The sequence below is a fragment of the Halobaculum litoreum genome (assembly GCF_030127125.1).
Lineage (GTDB): Archaea > Halobacteriota > Halobacteria > Halobacteriales > Haloferacaceae > Halobaculum > Halobaculum litoreum.
This window is the reverse complement of record NZ_CP126156.1, coordinates 1,063,849-1,082,820: the sequence shown is the minus strand read 5'-3', so window position 1 is coordinate 1,082,820 and position 18,972 is coordinate 1,063,849. Positions and strand designations below refer to the sequence as shown.

The window sequence follows — 18,972 nt, the reverse complement described above, 5'->3', positions numbered from 1 at the left end:
GCGGACGGACTCAGGACTGATATCCCGACGGCTACTCCTAAACGTGTCCGTCACTCAGCCGGAGCTATGAACGGTGCCGCCGGATCGAACGCGCGGGACCCCGAACGCGTCGCCGACGTCGGGCACGACCCGAGTCGGCACGCGGACCTCCAGGCGCTCGTCCTCGACGCGTCCACGACGCTCATCTCCGCGAACCCGGACGAACTCGACACGAAGCTCCGGTGGACGCTCAGCTCCGTCGCGACCGGGCTCGACGCCGAGTTCGCCGCCGTCTACGGCGACGTGGCCGCCGGCGACGACGGCGCGGGCGACGGCCCGGACGGCGCGGAGTTCGAGCTGGTCAACTCGTGGAGCCGCGACGGCGGCGACGTCGCGGCCGCCGACCGCGAGGCGGGGGTCGGACCGCTCGTCGCCCGCGTCCGCGACGAGGGCGTCGTCCGCCTCCCGCGGCTCTCCGACGACGAGGCGCCGCCGGAGTGTGCGAGGCTCCGGGAGGCGGGCGTCGAGTCCGTGCTCGCGGTCCCCGTCGTCATGGACTGGGAGCTGTGGGGCGTGCTGGCGTTCGCCGGCCCCCGGCCCCGTCACCGGTGGGACGACCACGAGGTGGTGCTCGTCCGCTCGCTCGCGGACATGATCGCCGACTCGCTGGCCCGCGTCGAGCGCGAACGCCGGCTCGCCGCGCAGAACCGACGCCTCGAGGAGTTCGCGTCCGTCGTCACCCACGACCTCCGGAACCCCCTGAACGTCGCGCTCGGGTCGATCGACCTCGCGGAGGAGACGGGCGACCCCGAACACTTCCGCCGGGCGCGCCGGGCCGCCGACCGCATGGACGGCATCATCGACAACGTGCTCGGCCTCGCCAGGGCGGGCCGCGACATCGGCGACACCGCGCCCGTCGCGCTCGACCGCGTCGCGCTCGTCGCGTGGGACGCCATCGACGCGGGGGCGGCCAGCCTCGACGTCGACGACCCCGGCCGCTACGACGCCGACGAGGACCGGCTGGTCGACGTGTTCTCGAACCTCTTCCGGAACGCGGTCGAACACGGCGGCGACGACGTACGCGTCACCGTCGGGCGCCGTCGCGACGGCGACGGGTTCTACGTCGCCGACGACGGGGCGGGGTTCTCCGCCGACCCGGACGCGATCTTCGATCGGGGGGAGTCCGGCGACGCCGGCGGCACCGGGATCGGGCTCACCATCGTCCGGCAGGTGGTCGAGGCGCACGGCTGGGCGGTCGAAGCCGGCGAGAGCGCCGCCGGGGGCGCCCGGTTCGACGCCGTCGTCGACGCCTGAGCCGGCTCGCCGGGACGCTCGCCCGAACAGCCACGGTACGGACGTCAGCGGCGGCGTCGAGACGACCGCACGGGCCGTCGACCGGTCCGGTCGGCTCCGGCTCGGGGGTCGTGGGCCGCCGCCGGCTCAGTCCTCGTCGACCGCCCGTCGCGGGGTGACCGTCGGGCCCTCGGGCCCGAAGCCGACGTCCGCGACGACGCCGAACACCTCACGGAGGAGGTCGTCGGTCACCACCTCGTCGGGCGGGCCCCACTCGTACGGCTTCCCGCCCTTGAGCGCGACGAGGTTGTCCGCGAAGCGGGCGGCCTGCCCGATGTCGTGGAGGACGACGCAGACGGTGACGCCGTGGTCGGCGTTCAGCTCCCGGACCGCGCCGAGCACGCGGAGTTGGTGGTGGAGGTCGAGGTACGTCGTCGGTTCGTCGAGCAACAGCGCGTCGGTCTCCTGTGCCAGCACCATCGCGAGCCACGCCAGTTGGGCCTGCCCGCCCGAGAGGCCGCCGACGGGTCGGTCGGCGAGGTGCTCGACGCCGACGCGCTCGAGGGCCCGGTCGACGGCGCGGTAGTCCGCCTCGGTCAGCCCCTCGAAGAAGCCGCGGTGGGGGTAGCGGCCGTGGGTCGCCAACTCGCGCACCGTCGTCGACTCGGGGGCGGTGTGTTCCTGCGACAACAGGCCGAGGCGTCTGGCGAGGTCGCCGGTGTCGTACGACTCGACGGCCGCGCCGTCGAAGGCGACGACGCCGCGATCCGGCGACAGCTCGGCGTTCATCGCCTTCAGCAGCGTCGACTTCCCGCTCCCGTTCGGCCCCACGAGCGCCGTGATCTCGCCCGCGGGCACCTCCAGCCGCTCGGCCTCGACGACCGGCTCCCCCCCGCCGTACGAGAGGGCGACCTCCTCGATGGAGATCCGCGGGGAGTCCGTCCGGGCGGCCCTCGCGGGGTCGGTCGTCGCGTTCTCGCCGGCGTCGTCGTCCGCGCTCATAGTCCACCCAGCCCGTCCTGTCTACGCATCAGGTACAGGAAGTACGGGCCGCCGATCAGGCCGGTGACGATACCGACCGGGAGCTGTGCGGGCGACAGCGCGAGGCGGGCGCCGACGTCAGCGAGCGTGACGAGCGCGGGGCCCGCGAACACGCACGCGACGACGAGCCGCTTGTAGTCGGAGCCGACGAGTTGGCGCACCATGTGCGGGACGATGAGGCCGACGAAGCCGACGATGCCGGCGACCGCGATTGCGGTGCCGGCGGCGAGGACGGCGACCGCCGAGAGGGCGAACCGAACGCGCTCGACGGACATCCCCAGCGACCGCGCGGTCCGCTCGCCGAGCAAAAGCACGTTCAGCTGGCGGGCGCCGACCAGCGCCAGCGGCACCGCGACGAGCGTCCACGGGAGCGCCATCCGCACCTGCTCCCAGTCGACACCGGTGAGCGACCCCGTCGTCCACGCGATCGCCGACTGGACGACGCCCAGGTCGTCGGCGAAGAAGAACAGCGCCGTCTGGACGGAGCCGAACACCGTCGAGACGATGACGCCCGCGAGGACGAGCCGCACCGGGTTCGTCCCGCCCTTCCACGCGATGGCGTACACGAGCAGGAACGCGACCGCGCCGCCGCCGGCCGCGACCAGCGGGAGGAACGCCGCCAGCCCGGTGAACACGATCAGCGACAGGAGGATCGCGAGGCCCGCACCGGCGGAGACGCCGAGGATGAACGGCGACGCGAGTTCGTTGCGCGTCACCGCCTGGAACACCGCGCCCGACACCGCGAGGTTCGCGCCGACGAGCACGCCGACGACCACCCGCGGCATCCGGATCTGCCAGACGATCAGCGTCTCCTTCGGGAGGTCGACCGCCGCCGTCGACAGGCCGAGCGCGCCGGCGACCGCGTTGCCGACGCCCTCGCCGAGGAACAGTCGCAACAGCACTTGCGGGTTCGTCCACACCAACGGGTCGACCACCGCGGCCCACGCGGCGCCGATGGACATCGTGAACGCGCCGAAGCTCACCTGCACGAGCCCCGAGACGACGACGATCGCGGTGCTCACGAGGGCGACGGTCACGAGCGACGAGTCGACCCACGACAGGGGAGCGTCGAACTCCCCCACCGGCTCGCCGGTCTCGCTAGCCACGGCGATCACCAGTTCCGTTCATATGGTTTAGGCTCGCCTAAGACAGTGAAAAGCGTGTCGAAGCGGCGGCTCGTCGGGTTACGCCGCCTCGCCGTCGAGGATCGCCTGCACCCGGTCGCGGTCGAACAGGCGGTCGTCCTCGGGCACCTCGAACGGCGCCTCCGGGTCGACGGCGCCGAACTCCTCGGGGTAGAACAGCCGCGCGGTCAGTTCGGTCTGGAACGCGTTGACGAGGGGTCCCTGCTCGGCGGTCGGCCCGGGCAGGACGCGCCCCGCTTGCACGGCCGCGAGTTGGCTCCCGACGTCGTCGTCCTCCATCGGCGCGACGTACTGCTCGTGGAACGCCTCGGCGTCGAACGCGCCGTCGCCGTCGAACGTCACCGACCCGGTCGTGATCCCCCAGTGGACGAGGATCAGGTCCGGGTCGACCTCCAGCATCGTCTCGTAGTCGGTCGCGCCGTACTGGCCGGTCTCGACGCCCGCGAACGCGTCGGCCTCGACCAGCCCGAGATCGCGGTACGGCTTCATCTCGTAGCCGTTGTCCTCGAGGTTCAGGACGTAGAACTCGCCCTCGCCGGGGGCCGACCCGCCGTTGATCAGCGCGATGGACGGGGTGTCGGCGTCCGCCGGCAGCCGCGACTGGATCTCCGACTGGAGCCCGTCGTGGAGGTCGAGCCACGCCCGCGCCCGGGCCCGTTCGTCGAGCACCTCCCCGACCGCCTCGAACGACTCCAGCATCGAGGGCGCCCGTTCGGGGTAGCCGAGTTCCCGCTGCCACTCCCCCCGGATCCGGCGGTTGTAGCACCCGAAGAACGGGGCGACGTTGGACTCGATCTCGTCGACGTCGGCGTCGTCCCAGTCGTCGTCCCACGCCTTGAACAGGTTCGGGTCGATCATGAACACGTCCGGGTCCAGTTCGTACAGCACCTCCTTCGGGATCCCGCCGTCCTGCCACAGCGGCGGGTAGTCGATGTCCCAGTCGACGTCGAAGCGGTCGTAGAACATCGTCGGCGCGACCAGCCGGTTCGTGCGGAGTTTGTCCGCCTGGCCCAGGGAGACGACCATGTCAGCCCACCCCATGTTGTAGGTGACGACCGACTCCGGGACCGACTCGAACTCGACCTCGCCGACCGGGAACAGCTCGACCGAGTAGCTCCCGTCGGTGGCCGTGTCGGTGTCGGCGGCGGTCGGACTCTCGGTCCCGGTCGGCTCGGTGCTCGAAGCGGGTGACTCGGTGCCGGTGGCGGCACAGCCGGCGAACAAGCCGCCGGTCGCCACGGCTGCTCCGTACTTCACGTAGTCCCGTCGCGTCGGGGCTCCGGTCGTCGTCTCGTCGTCGGACATACCCGATTAGGCCCACCTAAAACACAAAGCCGTTCCGATTTTTTGGCAAGCCAAAATCCGCTCACAGCCCTCCCCGCGGGACGACCCGCCTAGCAGCCCGCCGGTTCGTCGTCGCCGTCGAGGTACTCGCGGATCACGTCGTCGTCTACGTGGGCGAGCAGGCGGCGCTGACCCGCTCGGTCGCGTTCAGCGGCCTCCTCGGCGTCGATCATTCGTGCGACGTACTCCGACCGGACGACGTCGTAGGCCGCCTCCACGGTGGCGTCGTCGACGGTCGCGTCGCCGACCACCTCGCGGTCGAACCACTCGCGGGTGTCCGCCTCCCACTCGTCGTCGACGGCGTAGCGGTCCTCGTAGACGACCCAATCCACGAGGTTGTCGCCGACGCCGGGCCAGAACCGTGCGTCGAGGTCGTCCCGGGCGAGGGAGGTGGCCGCGCGAGCGCCGTGGCCGGCGTTGACGACGGCTTGGTGGACCGTCTCGTCGGTCAGCCACCCGGCGGCGTACAGCCCCGTGACCGTGGTGCGTCCGTGGTCGGTGGCGGCCGCCCCGTACTCCGCGTCGGTGTCGAGGCGGTCCTCCAGCGGCTCGAACATGTCGCCGTCGTAGGCCGTCGCCGCGAGGACGTACCGGACGACGTACTCCCCCTCGTCGCTGTCGACGGCGAACCCGCCCCGGGAGGCGGGGAGGTCGCTCGGGCCGCCGGCGTCGACCCCGTGTTCGGCGAGGTCGACGGTCGCCACGCACTCGACGAGTTCCTCGCGGACCGTCGCTCCCTCGTACGTGGCCTGCTCGCGACCGAGCGCGAGGAACCGCTCGGGCGAGATGCCCGCGGGGAACCCGAGGTAGTTCTCGAGGTGGGCACACTGCCCGATGGCGGACTTCCCGCGGGCGAGCACGAGCGTGTCGAGCCCGTACCGCGAGAGGAACGTCGCCGCCGACAGCCCCGCGACGCCGCCACCGACGACCAGCACGTCGTGGTCGACCGCCGAGTCCGGGTCGGCCCCGACGGTCCCCTCGACGGTGTCAGCGCGCGCCATCAGAACTCCCCGGTGATGATGTCGCGGACGCGCTGGCGGTCGAACAGCTGCCGGTCCTCGGGCACTTCGGGGAACGACTCGGGGTCGAACTCGCCGAACTCCTCGGGGTACAGCTGTTGGGCCTTCATCTCCGTCTGCAGGAGGTTCACGATGGGGCCCTGCTCGCCGTACGCGCCGGGGTACACGCGCCCGTTCCGGACGGCCGTGAGCTGGCTCCCGACGCCGTCCTCCTCCATCGGGCGGACGTACTGCTCGTGGAACGCCTCGGCGTCGAAGCCGTCAGCCTCGGGCGTGGTGGTGCCGATCCCCCAGTGGACGACGATGATCTCGGGGTCGACCTCCAGCAGGCGCTCGTAGTCCGCCTCGCCGGCGGCCTCCAGGTCCGTCGAGAAGGCGCTCTTCACGTCGAGGTCGCGGTACGGCTTCATCTCGTACCCCTCGTCCTGCGTGTGGAGGGGGTAGAAGACGCCCTCCTCGGGGTTCGACCCGCCGTTTATCAGGCCGATCTCCGGGCGCTCCTCCTCGGGCGGCAGGCGGGACTGCACCTCCGAGAGCACCTCGTCGTGGAGGCTCGCGAACGCACGGTAGCGTTCCCCTTCCCGGAACGCGTCGGCGAGGCGCTCGAACGCGCCGTACATGCTGTACAGCTTGTAGTCGTGGAACTCGCGGCGGCGCCGGCAGTTGTTCCCGAAGAACGGCGCGACGTTCTCGCGGATCTCGGCGGTGTCGTCGGCGTCCCAGTCGTCGTCCCACCCGGTGCCGTGCAGGTAGGTGGGGTCCATCAGGATCACGTCCGGGTCGAGCTCGTAGAACACCTCCTTGTTCCACCCGCCCGCGTTCCAGTCGGCCAGCGTCGGCAGGTCGTCTTGCGGGGGGACGTCGAGCCCGAACGGCTCGAAGAAGAACCCCGGGATCATGTTGCCGGCGGTCAGGAAGCCGTCGCGTTGGCCCAGCGCGAACGCCATGTCCGCCCACCCGCCGTTGTAGCAGAGCCACGTCTCGGGCACGTCCGGGAACGTCACCTCGCCCGCCGGGACGATGGAGGCGGTGTACGAGGTGTCGGCCGTGGTGGTCGCCGTGCTCGTCGTCGCGGTGTCGGTCCCGTCGGCCGTCTGTCGCCCGCCACTCGTGCCGCCGAGACACCCCGCGGCGCCCGCAGTCAGTCCACTCGCGATCCCGCCGAGGACGCGTCGTCTGGTTCGGTCCATGGTTTTAGGCTCGCCTAAATCAATAAGTGTGCTCCGATTTCGGCTGGCCTAAAACTGGTGGGCGGGTGCTCAGGCCTCGCCGCGGATCGCCGCCGCGAGGTCGTCTCGCGAGAACAGGTCGGCGGAGAACTCGTCGGGGAAGTACAGCGTCGCGAAGCGTTCGAGGTTGAACAGGTGCTGGAGCGGGCCCTGGTAGATCGGGCCGCCGCGGAACACGCGGCCCTCCTGGACGGCGGTCAGCTCCGAGGCCACGTCGTGACCCTGCATGAACGAGACGACGGTGTCGCGGAACTCCGCCTCCGTCTTGTCCTCGTGGCCGCGGACGAGGATCGAGTCGGGGTCGACCTCCAGCATCGTCTCGTAGTCGATCTGCCCGCGATCGTTCGTCGACAGCCCCTCGACGCCGGTGCCCGCGAGCGCGTCCGAGATGCCCAGGTCGCGGAACTGCTTCTTGTTCGTCCCCTTGTCCGTCAGGCGGTACGGTGAGAACTGCTCGGGTTCGTCGCTCGCGCCGAAGCACAACAGGGCGTTCGGCCGGGCGTCCGCGCTCGGGAGGCTCGCGCTCACGTCGGCGACCGTCTCGTCGTGGACGGCCTTCACCGCCTCGTAGCGGTCGACGCGGTCGAACACCTCGGCCACTTTGCCGAACGCCTCGTACAGGGTGTAGTAGCGGTAGTCGTGCCAGCCGTCGGTGCGCCGGAAGATCGTGTTGCCGACGAACGGACCGACGTCCTCGGAGACGGACGCGAGGTCCGACTCCTCAAGCTTGAAGTAGCCGTTCTCGAGGAGCCACTGCGGGTCGATGAGGTGGACGTCGCTGTCGAGTTCGTAGAACAGTTCGCGGTCGATGGCGTAGGAGTCGCCGAGCAACTGGGTCGGCTCCGCGTTCGCGGACACGCCGTCCAGTTCCTCGACGTGGTCGGTGTAGTAGCGGGCGGTGTTGCCGACCGCGAGCAGGTCCGCGCCCTTGCCGAGCGCGATGCCCATGTCGGCGTACCCCGACTCGTACACGGTGTACGTCTCCGGCACCGCGTCGAACGTCACGTCGCCGGCGGGCGCCATCGACACCGTGTAGCTCGTCGCCGGCGGTGCGGTCGTCGTGGCGCTCGCCTCGGTGGTCGGCGTCCTCGTCCCCGTCTCGGTCGGCGCGCCGTCGTCGCCCGCGGAGCCGGAACAGCCCGCCAGTCCCGTCGCGATCGCCGCGCTCGTCAACCCGAGGAACCGTCGTCGGTTCGGATCCATACGGTGTCGACCAGCCGTAACCGACGTAAGGGCTTCGATTTTTAGGCCGGCCGAAAAACTCGCCGAATCAGTCGCGGACGACGCTCGCGACCCGCTCGCGGTCGAACAGCCGCTCCTCGGCGGGGATCTCCGGGTACGGATCGCCCTGTTCGTACTCCGGCCACTCGCCGAACTGCTCCGGGTACAGTTGCTTGGCGGTCATCTCCAGTTGGAAGAGGTTCATCAGCGGTCCCTGCACGGGGGTGCCGGACGGGTAGAACCGGTCGTTCCGGATCGCCGCCAGTTCGCCGCCGACCGGGTCCGCGGCGATCGTCTCCCGGATCGACGCCACGTCGTAGTAGGAGGCGATCCCGTACCGGTGGAGGATCACGTCCGGGTCGAGTTCGAGGAGGGTCTCGTAGTCGTACGTCGTGCCGAAGCCGGCCTCGGTGTCGGCGAAGGCGTCGGCCGCGCCGAGCGGGCGGACGTGCGCGTTCGCGAACCCCGGCGCGTCGATCGACGACGGGTAGAAGGTCCCGTCGAAGAAGATGACCGACGCCACCGTCGGCCGCTCCGACTCGGGCGGGAGTCCCTCCTCGATCCGCGCGAGCAGGTCCTCGCGGACCGACGCGAGCGCCGCCGCCCGCTCGGTGGCGCCGAACAGCGGGGCGACCCGGTCGGCGATCTCCCCGAGCGTGTAGTACTCGTAGCCGTCGCGCCATCCCTCGGGCGGTTGTGCGTGGGTTCGGCTGTACGCGTTGCCGAACCACGGCGCGACGTTCTCGGCGACCTCCTCGACGTCGGCGCGGTCCCAGCCGTCGAAGGAGTCGACGAGCGCCGGGTCCATCAGGTGGAGGTCGGAGTCGAGTTCGTAGAACAGTTCCTTCTCGACGCGGATCTCGCCGGAGCCGCTGTTGAGCTGTGTGAGTCCCTCGTACTCGAAGGAGACGCCGTCGAGGCGCGCGTAGTAGGCGTCGAGCGTGCGCCCGCCGGCGGCGGCGTCGAAGCCGAGGGAGTTCACGGCGTCGCCGTGGCCGAAGGCGACGAGCAGATCCGCGTACCCGGGGTTGTACACCGCGACGCTCGACGGCACCTCGTCGAGCGACACCTCGCCCGCCGGTGCCATGCTGGCGGCGTACGCGTCCGACGGTTCGGGCGTCGCCGTCGCCGTCGCGGTCTCCGTTGCCGACCCGGTCGTCGTCGTCTCGGCCCCCTCGTCGGTTCCGGCCGTTCCGGAGCAGCCGGCCACCCCGACGAGCGCCGCGGCCGCCGCCGACTCCACGAACCGTCTGCGGTCGATGTCCATGGATTTCGGCTCGCCTAAATCGTGGTAAGTCCGTCGATTTTTAGGCGAGCCGAATCGGGGGCGTCGTCCGGTGCGCGACCCCGAACCCTTACCTCCCGTCCGTCGGATTCGGGGGTATGGACGAGCTCGTCGTCTCGACGGACGTGTACGTCGCCCCCGAGGAGGCGTACGAGTTCCTTCTGGACTTCCCGCGCTACGAGCGGTACACCGAGTACCTCGACCGCGTGTCGCGGACGCACGGCGACGGCGGCCCCGGGTCGCGGTACGCGCTACGGTTCGCGTGGTGGAAGCTCACCTACACCGCCCGCTCGGAGGTGACGGAGGTGACGCCGCCCACGCGGATCGACTGGCGCGTGCTGAAGGACATCCGCGCCCACGGCGCGTGGGTGATCGAGCCGTTCGACGAGCTGCCCGCCGACGCGCCCGCCGACGCGACCGAGGGCTGTCGCGTGACGCTCGAGATCCGCTTCGACGCGGAGTCGGCGGACTCGTCGTCGGTGTCGTTGCCCCCGCTCGTCTCGTTCGGCTGGGTGCTCGACAAGGTGAAGGCCCTCGTGACGGAGGAGGCCGAGCGCGTCGTCCGTCGCGCCGTCGCGGATCTGGAGGGGCGCGAGCGCGAGGTCAGCCTCGACGTCCGCGAGGACAGCGAGGCGCTGTAGGCGCCGACACGGACGACACGGTCGGCGTGTCGCGGCCGCCCGTCGACGCGGCGCCGCCGGATGGGGCGACTCCGGAACGCTCATTCCCCTCGGTCGAACAGGTGCGGGTATGACAGGGGTGGCTGTGCCGTGCGGGTGCTGATCATCGGCGCCGGACAGGTGGGCGAGAGCATCGCGGCGGACCTGGACGGGAGCCACGAGGTGGTGATCGTCGAGCGCGACCCGGAGCGGTGCGAGGAACTGACGTACTCGCTCGACGTGCTCACCGTCAACGGCGACGGGACCGCCGTCTCCACGCTGGAGGAGGCCGGCATCGAGGAGGCGGACATGGTGGTCGCCTCCACGGACAACGACGAGACCAACATCGTCGCCTGCTCGACGGCGAAGGCCGTCAGCGACTCGTTCACGGTCGCCCGGATCAAGAACACCGAGTACCTGCGGACGTGGGAGCGCTCCCACTCGGCGTTCGGCATCGACTTCATGGTGTGCACGAACCTGCTCACCGCCGAGTCCATCGTCCGGGTCATCGGCCTGCCGGCCGCCCGCGACGTGGACCCGTTCGCCGACGGGAAGGTGCAGATGGCCGAGTTCGAGGTGAGCGAGTCGAGCCCCATCGCGGGCCAGACCGTCAGCGAGGCCGACCGGTTCGACTCGCTCACGTTCGCGGCCCTCCTGCGCGACGACGAGGTCGTGATCCCCCGCGGTGAGACCGTGATCGAGACGGGCGACAAGGCGGTCGTCATCGGCTCGCCGGGGAGCGTCCGCGGGTTCGCCGCCGACGTCGCCCCGGAGGAACACGTCGGCACCGGCGAGGAGGTCGTCATCGTCGGCGGCTCGGAGATCGGCTACCACACCGCCCGCCTGCTGGGGGAGCGCGGCTTCTCGCCCCGACTGATCGAACGCGACGAGGAGCGGGCGCGCGACCTCGCCGAGGAACTGCCCGAGACGTTCGTGATGCAGTCGGACGCGACCGACGTCGCCTTCCTCGAGCGCGAGCGCATCGGCGACGCCGACGTGCTCATCGCCGCGCTCGACTCCGACGAGAAGAACCTGCTGTCGTGTCTGCTCGCCACCCGGCTGGGCGTCGAGCGCACGGTCGCGGTCGTCGACCAGACCGCCTACGTCGACCTGTTCGAGACGGTCGGCATCGACGTCGGCGTCAGCCCGCGCGCGGTCGTCGCCGAGGAGATCTCCCGGTTCACCCGTGAGGGCGGCGCCGAGAACGTCGCGCTCATCGAGGACGACCGCGCGGAGGTGCTGGAGGTGGAGGTGACCGAGGACTCCCTGCTCGCGAACCGCCCGATCATGGAGTCGATCCGGGACTTCCCCGACTGCCTCGTCATCGGCGCGATCACCCGCGACGGCGAACTCGTCACCCCGCGCGGCGACACGGTGATCCGTCCGGGCGACCACGTCGTCGTCTTCTTCGAGACGTCGGTCGTCGACGAAGTCACGCAGAAACTGTAACCGCTGCCGCCGGGCGGAACACTTTTCGAGCGACCGCGGGAACCCCCGTTCGTGTCAGGTGACGGGACGAACGACCGCAACGGAGCCGACGGAGCTGACGGAGACGACGAGCACCGGCAGTCGTGGGGCGACAAGATCCGGCGAGAGCAGCCCTGGCTGGACCCGGTGCTCGACGTCCTGAGCTTCGTCCTCAACTGACGCGGTCGTCCGAGGGGGAGGCGGCCCTTACTCCACCGTGAGCGTCCGCTCGGGCATCCCGCCCATGAGGGCGCCGAAGGCCGTCTCGTACCCCTCGTGGCGGGCGATCTGGGGCCACACCGTCGGGGTGAGCGTCAGTTCGTCGCCGGCCTCGACGCTCGCGCCGTCGAGCGCGGCGCCGTAGTGGTACGACAGGTCCGGGTCGAGCGTCCGGACGAGTTCGCCCGAGAACACCTCGCTCCCGTCGCGCGTGTGGGTCGCCTCCAGCCCCATCGCCGGGATCAACATCCGGTTGTACGGCGTCCGCGCCGACACCGCGAGGTACGGCCCGGCTGCGTCGACCCCCGCGGGCGACTCGTCGAGCACCGTCGCGACCAGCACCGCGTCGTTGCTGTTCGCCTCGCCGAGCACGGTCCCGGGGAGGTCGTCGACGGCCGGCGCTGTCGCGTCCGGCAGCATCGACATCTCCATCGGGCTGACCGCGCCGGGCTCGCCGGCGTTGTCGAGGGTGCGGAAGGCGATCTCGTCGCGGGCCGCCTCGCTGTACTCCGTCTCCACCGGGATCTCGGCGGGGTCGCCGAACCGGTCGCGGAACGACCCGGTCCGGCGGGTGCGGACGCCGCCGACCGAGACGGTCACCGTGTACGTGCCGTCGCCGTCCAGCGCGAAGTTGCCGCCGTAGTGGACGCCCATCGGCTGGGAGAGCATCGGGTAGATGACCTCCTGGGAGACGAGCGCGCCGTCCTTCGCGACCTCGACTGACAGGCCCGTCTCCGGCAGCACGTGACCCGTCTCGGGGTCCCAGACGCTGGCCATGAGGTGGACGTCGTCCTCGGCGGTCGTGTCCGTCCGCTCGACGGACTCGCCGTTCACGTTCCAGAAGCGGTGTGCGAACGAGTAGAACACGCCGACGCGGTAGTCGCCGGCCGCGCCCATCCCGCCCATGTTCATCCCCTCGACGTGGGTGGGGTAGTAGACGCCGTCCGGGCGGTTCTCCGCGACCGGCGGCTCCCCGGCGAAGCCGTCGCCGGAGCCGAGTTGGAAGCCCAGACACCCCGCGAGGCCGCCGGTGCCCGCGACGGCGCCCGCCGCGCCGACGCGCCGGAGGTAGCTCCGTCTGTTCATGGCCACGCTCGGGGACCGACACGGTAGGGACTTCTGGTACGGCCGTCGAACGGGTGGTTCACGCGTCGAACGCCGGGTGCGAGGGGGAGCGCTCATTGCCGTTCGGCCCGCCCGACACACCGATGGACGTTCGAACCGCCGCCGTCGCCGCCGTGGCGACGCTCGCGCTCGTCGCCGGCGTGTTCGGCGCCGCGAGCGCGTTCGCCGGCCCCGACGACCTCGCGGTCCGCTGGACGAGCGACACGGCGACGACCGTCGGCGCCAACCACCACGCGCCCGCGGCGGGCCGCGTCGACGGGCAGGGGCTCGTGTTCGCCCCCGTCAGCGGCGCGGCCGGGAGCGACGACTGTCGGCTGGCGGCGCTCGACGGCGCGACCGGCGAGACGCGGTGGCGCGACCCCGTCCCGCCGGCGAACTGCACGCTCCACTCCGTCGCGGACCCAGCGCTCGCCGACGTCGACGGCGACGGCGCCGCGGAACTGCTCGCCGGCTCGACGACCGAGGAGGTGGTCGTGTACGACCCGACGACCGGCGCCGTCGAGGACCGCTTCGCCCTCGACTCGTACGCCTACTCCCGGCCCGCGGCGGTCGACCTCGCCGGGGACGGCCAGCGCGAGGTGGTCGTCGTCGACGCGGGCGGGACCGTGCTCGCCGCGCGCACGGGGCCGGACGGCGGGCCGGTGTGGCGCCACGACCTGAACGGCAGCGCGTACGCCCCGCCGGGCGCGGCCGACTTCACCGGCGACGGCACCGACGAGTTCGCCGTCGGCCTCGGCACCGGTCGCGTCGTGCTGTTCGACGCCGGCGGGGAGGTGGTGTGGTCGCGGGACGCCGGCGGCTCGGTGTCGTGGACCGCGAGCGCCGGCGTCGCCGGCGACGGCGCGGCGGAGTTCGTCGTCGCCACCACGGGCGGCACCGTCGCCGCCCTCGACGGGCGGACGGGCGACGCGGTGTGGACCCGTCGCGTGGCGGAGTACGCCGCGGTCGCCGGGGTCGCGGACGGCGACGGCGACGGCGACGGCCACCCCGAGGTGTACGTGACGGCCCGCGACCAGCGACTGCGCGCGCTCGACGGCGCCACCGGCGACACCGAGTGGAGCGTCGCGGTCGCCGACGGCGGCGCACAGATGATGCCCCCGCCGGCGGTCGGCGACCTCGACGGCGACGGGGCCGCGGAAGCTGGTGACGGCGACCAACGGCGGCGTCGTCCGCGTCCACGATCCCGGCGACGGGAGCGTACTGGCCCGCTTCGACCGCGACGCGGCGGTGTGGACGCACCCGACGCTCGCGGACGTCGACGGCGACGGCGACGCCGAGGCGTTCGTCGTGTACGGCGACGGCGTCGTCGTCTCCCTCGACCTCGCGGGGGACGCGTGACCCGCCGTCGAAACGCTGTTGTGTCCCGGTTCCCTCGCTGGAACCGATGAGCGCAGTTCGTCGCGCGCTGCTCGCGCTGGTGGGGACGCCCGCCGGGCTGGCCGCGCTGGCGGCCGTCGGCGGCGCCCACCCGGACCACGCGACGCCGACCCCGGCGGGGCCCCTGGCGGGGCTGTCCGCCGCCGGCGTCGGCGTCGGGATCGCCGGGCTGGTGGTACTGACCGGAGCCGTGCTGCTCGCACACGAGGGCGTCCTCGACGAGCGGAGCCGGAGCGCGGGCGTCGGCGTCGGCGCGGGGCTCGTCGTCGCCGGCGCCGCGGTCGCCGTCGTGCTCCCGTAGATCGCGGGCTCCGGCGGGGCACCCGGCTCCCGTCCGCGGCTACCCGTCGTCGCCCGACGGCGTCGGGAGCGCGCGCAGCGACCGCGGCGGGACGAGGAAGTAGCCGCGGTGGCGCACGAAGATGTACTCGAGGATGCCGTTGTTGACGCGCTGGCGCACCGCCGGCGTCGCCTCGGTGGCGTCGACGCCGTTCATCGCGCGCCGGACCGCCTCGAACTGGTCGATGGAGCGCTGGAGCGACGGGAAGTGGAGGCTGGCGATGTCGTCGTCGGCCGACTCGAAGTGGCGCCGGAGCAGGATCGGGTTCCCGTCGGCGTCCCGGTTCGCCCGGGCGGCCTTCTGGGCGTGGCCGACGCGGCCGTACTCCCTCGCGTCGTCGACCACGGCGTCGAGGAACCGGTCGATCCCCGAGTCGTCGCCGAGGTTGGTGCCGACGCCCTCAACGAGCCCCTCGGCGGCGTGGCCCGGCGAGAACATCTCCATCACCTGCTCGTCGAAGTCCTGCTCGCCGTACCAGTCGTCGAGGCGCTGGCGCCAGTTGCCGACCGACTTCGTCGTCCCGTCGGCGAACGGTCCCTCGCCGATGGCCACGGCGTCCTCCGTCGACTGGTTCCGCCGGAACCCCGCGGCGAACCCCATGAACAGCGGGGACGCCTCCGGCACCGGGTTCGGGTCGGGCACCCCGGCGAGCTCGTCGGCCCGCTCGCGGGGGAGGCCGGCGCCGATGAACCCCGTCCGGCGGGCGTCCACCTCGAGCGCGTCGGTCAGCGACGCCGGGATCGGGACGCCGTTCGCCTCGTCGGCCTCGCCCAACAGCGCCTGCTCGGCCTGCAACAGCGCGTCGGGCCGGTCGGACGCGAGGTGGACGAGCACGTCCTGCGTGTCGAAGTCGGGCGTCTCGTAGTCCGCCAGCGGCGTCGGCTGCGGGAGCGACACGTCGTCGGGGACGGCCAGCGGCTCGTCGAACCGCTCGAAGTATGACGGCGAGTACGCCGCCGAGTGGAGCAGCCCCTCGTTGCTCCACTCGAACGCCTCGTCGAGTCCGGCGAGCGCGCCCGAGACGGCGTCGCGGTCGGCCGCCGAGGGCGGGCCGTCGCCCGGCGAGTCGAGGTACAGGAGGGTCTGGTGGCGCGGGAGCACCCAGTTGCCGGCGTCGTCCGTGGGGACGTGCTCGTTCCAGCCGAACTGACGTTCGGGGTGGGCGTTCGGCCCGTCCCCCGCCGGGATCGGCTCGGCGCCGTCGAGGCGGTCGACGCAGGCGGCGAGGCCGGCGGCGCCGCCGACCGCGACCGCGGCCTTCAGCGCCTCGCGCCGCGTGAGCCCGTCCGTGTCGAGGGCGTCCGCGTCGGTCATGTCCCCACTTGACGACTGCCGGTCAAGGGGGTTGTGGTGCGGCCGTCGAACGCCGCCGCTCGCGGTCAGTACAGTCCGGTCGTCGCCGTCCGCGAGCGGCCGTATCGGGTCACGAACGCGCCGCCCACGGCGAGCACCAGCCCGCAGAGGATCACGACGACGGCGACCGGCGCCGGGAGGGACCGAACGGGTCCGCCGGCCTCCGGCGGGGCGGACCCGACCGCCGCCGCGACCGCCGGTGCCGATCCGATCGCGATCATCGCGGCGCCGAGCGCGACGTCGGCGAGGCGATCGCGGTCCATCGGTTCACTCCAACAGCCCGTCCACGAGTCGCGCGAACCGGTCGACGAGCCGGTCGGGGACGGACGGCTCGATCCGCCCGAGCGACCGGGCCGTGGCCGCCGGGTCCACGAGCGCGAGCGTCACGCGGCCGCGGGCGTCGCGGCGCTTCTCAACGACGCCGGCGTCGACGAGGCCGTCGAGGTGCCACTCCAGCGTGCTCCGTGCGACCCCCACGCGCTCGGCGACGGCGGCCGGGGCGGCCGGGCCGTCGAGCAGTTCCACGACGGCGTCCCGGGCGGTCTCGCGGCGGAAGAGGGCGATCCGGCGGCGTTCGTCCGGGTCGATCTCCGGGGCGAAGTAGTGCGTGCGCCCCGACACGGACTCGTCGACGACCCGGTCCGCGCTCGCGAGCCGGCGGAGGTGGTACTGGGCCTGTCCGGGCGCGAGGTCGAGCCGCCGGACGAGTTCGTTGAAGTGGAGCCCGGGGTTGGCGACGACGCACTCGCGGAGCCGCTCGCGGGTCCCTGACCCGCCCCCGTGGGCGGTCACGACGACGCCCCCGCCCGGACCGAGCGGGCGTAGTACACCGCCGCGACGACCAGCCCGGCCATCACCACGTCGAGGAGGTGCTCCCCGAAGTGGTGGGCCTCGGCGCCGACGAGGCCGAACGCGGTCGCGCCGGCGAGCCCCGCCCGCGCCGCGAGCGTGCCGAGCGCGAGCGCGACGAGCAGGTACGACCGGGAGCGCCGCCGGAGGAACGTCGTCAGCCCGAGGCCGAGCAGTCCCGCGCCGGCGAGTCCGCCGAGGGCGACCACCACGGCGTAGACGACGCCGTGAGCCGCGGGGGCGAGGTGGAGTACCGTGTCCATGCGCCCAGTCGCCGCCACAGCGACTTCACGGTTCCGCGGTCGCTCGGCTCGGAACGATACGTTCAACAGGGACGCGGCCGCGCGATTCGAGAGTGAACTTCCGTGTCGAGTACCGGGCGAGCCTGAGCCTCGTCGGCACCGTCGTGCGCTACCTCTCGGTGCCGCTGGCGGCGCCGCTGCTCGTCGCGCTGTACTACGGCGAGTCCGCGGCGCCGTTCCTCGTCACCATCGCCCTCGCGCTGGCGGTCGGCACCGCGCTCGAGCGCCTCGACCCCGATCCCGACCTCGGCGCCCGCGAGGGGTTCCTGATGGTCGCGCTCACGTGGCTGGCGGTCGGCTTCGTCGGCGCGGTGCCGTACCTCGTCGAGGCCCACGGCGTGCCCGGACTGTTGGCCGCGCCCCACCCCGAGTCGACGCTCGCGAACCCGGTGAACGCGCTGTTCGAGGCCATGTCCGGCTTCACCACGACCGGCGCGACCGTCCTCGGCGACATCTCCCTCGACACGCACGGCCGGGGGATCATGCTGTGGCGGCAGCTCACCCAGTGGCTCGGCGGCATGGGGATCGTCGTCCTCGCGGTCGCCATCCTGCCGGAGCTGTCGGTCGGCGGGGCACAGCTCATGGACGCCGAGGCGCCCGGGCCGGGGATCGAGAAGCTCACCCCCCGGATCGCCGAGACCGCCCGCGTGCTGTGGGGCGTGTACGCCGGGATCACCGCCCTTGAGATCGTCCTGTTGTACGGGATGCACGTCGTCGGGCCGGCGGTCGGGATGCCGGAACTCGCCCCGAACATGACGCTGTACAACGCCGTCGCCCACGGGCTGACGACGATGCCGACGGGCGGGTTCTCCCCCGAGGCCCGCTCCATCGAGGCGTTCTCGGCGGCCGTCCAGTGGGTGATCGTCCCGTTCATGATCGCCGCCGGGATCAACTTCGCGCTGTTCTGGGGCGTGTTGACCGGCGACCCCGGACGGATGCTCCGCGACGTGGAGTTCCGCGCGTACGTGGGCGTCCTCGGCGTGTTGACCGCCGTCCTGACCGGGCTCCTGTTCGGCGGGAGCTTCGTCGCGGCGGTCCCCGAGGGCGGCTCGACGTTCGACGCCGCCTACCTCGCGTCGGTGTCGGGCCAGCTCACCGGGAACCTCGAACCGGCGCTGCGCCACGCCGTGTTCCAGGCGGTCGCCATCGTGACGACCACGGGGTACGCGAGCATCGACTTCAACGCGTGGGCGCCGGCCGCCCAGTACGTCCTCCTGTTCGCGATGTTCATCGGCGGGTCGGCCGGGTCGACCGGCGGGGGGATCAAGATCATCCGCTGGGTGGTGATCGTGAAGTCGCTCCGGCGCGAACTGTTCACCACCGCGCACCCGGACGCCGTCCGGCCCGTGCGCCTCAACGGCCGCGCACTCGACGAGCGCGGGGTCCGCGGCATCTTCGCGTTCACGCTGCTCTACATCGTGTTGTTCTTCCTGTCGGCGCTGCTGCTGTTCCTCGACAGCCTCCGGTCGGACACCGTGTTCAGCGTCCTCGAGATACTGAGCGCCGCCGCGACGACGATCGGGAACGTCGGACCGGCGTTCGGCATCGCCGGGCCGATGGGGAGCTACCTCCCGTTCTCGAACGCCAGCCGGCTGTACATGATCTTCCTCATGTGGATCGGCCGCTTGGAGATCATCCCCGTGTTGGTCTGCTTCACGCCCGAGTACTGGCGGCGCTGAAGCCGGAGCGCGCATCGCGACGGCCGCCCGGTCCCGTCGCTCGCGA

The 18,972-nt window shown here is 72.1% G+C and carries 19 protein-coding genes; 7 read left to right on the top strand and 12 right to left on the bottom strand.

Annotation, left to right across the window (positions count from 1 at the left end):
- Positions 1 to 66 precede the first annotated feature (66 nt).
- Complete coding sequence (locus tag P0R35_RS05840; RefSeq protein WP_284014268.1) at positions 67 to 1,293, top strand: sensor histidine kinase; 1,227 nt, start codon at positions 67 to 69, stop codon at positions 1,291 to 1,293.
- Positions 1,294 to 1,419: 126 nt separating this feature from the next.
- Here the strand turns inward: P0R35_RS05840 and P0R35_RS05835 are convergent, their stop codons facing one another.
- The 7 genes from P0R35_RS05835 to P0R35_RS05805 form a co-directional block, all read right to left on the bottom strand.
- Positions 1,420 to 2,274: an ABC transporter ATP-binding protein gene (locus tag P0R35_RS05835; RefSeq protein WP_284014267.1), complete on the bottom strand. Its 855-nt coding sequence runs from the start codon at positions 2,272 to 2,274 to the stop codon at positions 1,420 to 1,422.
- Positions 2,271 to 3,428: a FecCD family ABC transporter permease gene (locus tag P0R35_RS05830; RefSeq protein WP_432765039.1), complete on the bottom strand. Its 1,158-nt coding sequence runs from the start codon at positions 3,426 to 3,428 to the stop codon at positions 2,271 to 2,273. Before P0R35_RS05830 ends, P0R35_RS05835 begins: the two co-directional genes overlap by 4 nt.
- A 69-nt stretch (positions 3,429 to 3,497) precedes the next feature.
- The gene (locus P0R35_RS05825; RefSeq protein WP_284014266.1) at positions 3,498 to 4,763 is read right to left on the bottom strand and encodes an ABC transporter substrate-binding protein; all 1,266 of its coding nucleotides are present in this window, start codon (positions 4,761 to 4,763) and stop codon (positions 3,498 to 3,500) included.
- Positions 4,764 to 4,852: 89 nt separating this feature from the next.
- Positions 4,853 to 5,803 carry an FAD-dependent oxidoreductase gene (locus tag P0R35_RS05820; protein WP_284014265.1) on the bottom strand — a complete coding sequence of 317 codons (951 nt, stop codon included), beginning with the start codon at positions 5,801 to 5,803 and terminating at the stop codon, positions 4,853 to 4,855.
- Complete coding sequence (locus P0R35_RS05815; protein WP_284014264.1) at positions 5,803 to 7,011, bottom strand: ABC transporter substrate-binding protein; 1,209 nt, start codon at positions 7,009 to 7,011, stop codon at positions 5,803 to 5,805. Before P0R35_RS05815 ends, P0R35_RS05820 begins: the two co-directional genes overlap by 1 nt.
- Before the next feature lie 69 nt (positions 7,012 to 7,080).
- Complete coding sequence (locus P0R35_RS05810; protein ID WP_284014263.1) at positions 7,081 to 8,253, bottom strand: ABC transporter substrate-binding protein; 1,173 nt, start codon at positions 8,251 to 8,253, stop codon at positions 7,081 to 7,083.
- Between the two features lie 67 nt (positions 8,254 to 8,320).
- Positions 8,321 to 9,538 carry an ABC transporter substrate-binding protein gene (locus P0R35_RS05805; RefSeq protein WP_284014262.1) on the bottom strand — a complete coding sequence of 406 codons (1,218 nt, stop codon included), beginning with the start codon at positions 9,536 to 9,538 and terminating at the stop codon, positions 8,321 to 8,323.
- Positions 9,539 to 9,654: 116 nt separating this feature from the next.
- Between P0R35_RS05805 and P0R35_RS05800 the strand changes: the two genes are divergently transcribed.
- The 3 genes from P0R35_RS05800 (at position 9,655) to P0R35_RS05790 (ending at position 11,862) form a co-directional block, all read left to right on the top strand.
- Positions 9,655 to 10,197, top strand: a complete 543-nt coding sequence (locus P0R35_RS05800) for an SRPBCC family protein (RefSeq protein WP_284014261.1) — start codon at positions 9,655 to 9,657, stop codon at positions 10,195 to 10,197.
- A 129-nt stretch (positions 10,198 to 10,326) separates the two neighbouring features.
- Positions 10,327 to 11,664 carry a Trk system potassium transporter TrkA gene (gene trkA / locus P0R35_RS05795; RefSeq protein WP_284014260.1) on the top strand — a complete coding sequence of 446 codons (1,338 nt, stop codon included), beginning with the start codon at positions 10,327 to 10,329 and terminating at the stop codon, positions 11,662 to 11,664.
- Positions 11,665 to 11,715: 51 nt separating this feature from the next.
- Entirely contained in the window at positions 11,716 to 11,862 is a 147-nt protein-coding gene (locus P0R35_RS05790) for a hypothetical protein (protein ID WP_284014259.1), read from the top strand.
- Between the two features lie 27 nt (positions 11,863 to 11,889).
- On the opposite strand, the gene P0R35_RS05785 is transcribed toward P0R35_RS05790, so the two are convergent.
- On the bottom strand, positions 11,890 to 12,987 hold the full coding sequence (locus P0R35_RS05785; RefSeq protein WP_284014258.1) for a DUF7350 domain-containing protein: 1,098 nt from the start codon (positions 12,985 to 12,987) through the stop codon (positions 11,890 to 11,892).
- 122 nt (positions 12,988 to 13,109) lie between these two features.
- Here P0R35_RS05785 and P0R35_RS05780 point away from each other — a divergent pair, with 122 nt between their 5' ends.
- Positions 13,110 to 14,414, top strand: coding sequence for an outer membrane protein assembly factor BamB family protein (locus tag P0R35_RS05780; RefSeq protein ID WP_284014257.1), 1,305 nt, complete (start codon positions 13,110 to 13,112; stop codon positions 14,412 to 14,414).
- Positions 14,411 to 14,704, top strand: a complete 294-nt coding sequence (locus P0R35_RS05775; RefSeq protein WP_284014256.1) for a hypothetical protein — start codon at positions 14,411 to 14,413, stop codon at positions 14,702 to 14,704. Before P0R35_RS05780 ends, P0R35_RS05775 begins: the two co-directional genes overlap by 4 nt.
- Positions 14,705 to 14,743: 39 nt before the next feature.
- Here P0R35_RS05775 and P0R35_RS05770 read toward each other — a convergent pair whose 3' ends face one another.
- From P0R35_RS05770 to P0R35_RS05755, 4 genes are all read right to left on the bottom strand, one after another.
- Entirely contained in the window at positions 14,744 to 16,057 is a 1,314-nt protein-coding gene (locus P0R35_RS05770) for a DUF7405 family protein (protein WP_284014255.1), read from the bottom strand.
- A gap of 65 nt (positions 16,058 to 16,122) precedes the next feature.
- Complete coding sequence (locus P0R35_RS05765) at positions 16,123 to 16,359, bottom strand: hypothetical protein (RefSeq protein WP_284014254.1); 237 nt, start codon at positions 16,357 to 16,359, stop codon at positions 16,123 to 16,125.
- Positions 16,360 to 16,363: 4 nt separating this feature from the next.
- Entirely contained in the window at positions 16,364 to 16,888 is a 525-nt protein-coding gene (locus P0R35_RS05760; protein ID WP_284014253.1) for a winged helix-turn-helix transcriptional regulator, read from the bottom strand.
- Complete coding sequence (locus P0R35_RS05755; RefSeq protein ID WP_284014252.1) at positions 16,885 to 17,208, bottom strand: DUF7471 family protein; 324 nt, start codon at positions 17,206 to 17,208, stop codon at positions 16,885 to 16,887. Before P0R35_RS05755 ends, P0R35_RS05760 begins: the two co-directional genes overlap by 4 nt.
- A 92-nt stretch (positions 17,209 to 17,300) precedes the next feature.
- On the opposite strand from P0R35_RS05755, the gene P0R35_RS05750 reads away from it, so the two are divergent.
- Complete coding sequence (locus P0R35_RS05750; protein ID WP_284014251.1) at positions 17,301 to 18,926, top strand: TrkH family potassium uptake protein; 1,626 nt, start codon at positions 17,301 to 17,303, stop codon at positions 18,924 to 18,926.
- Positions 18,927 to 18,972: the final 46 nt, after the last annotated feature.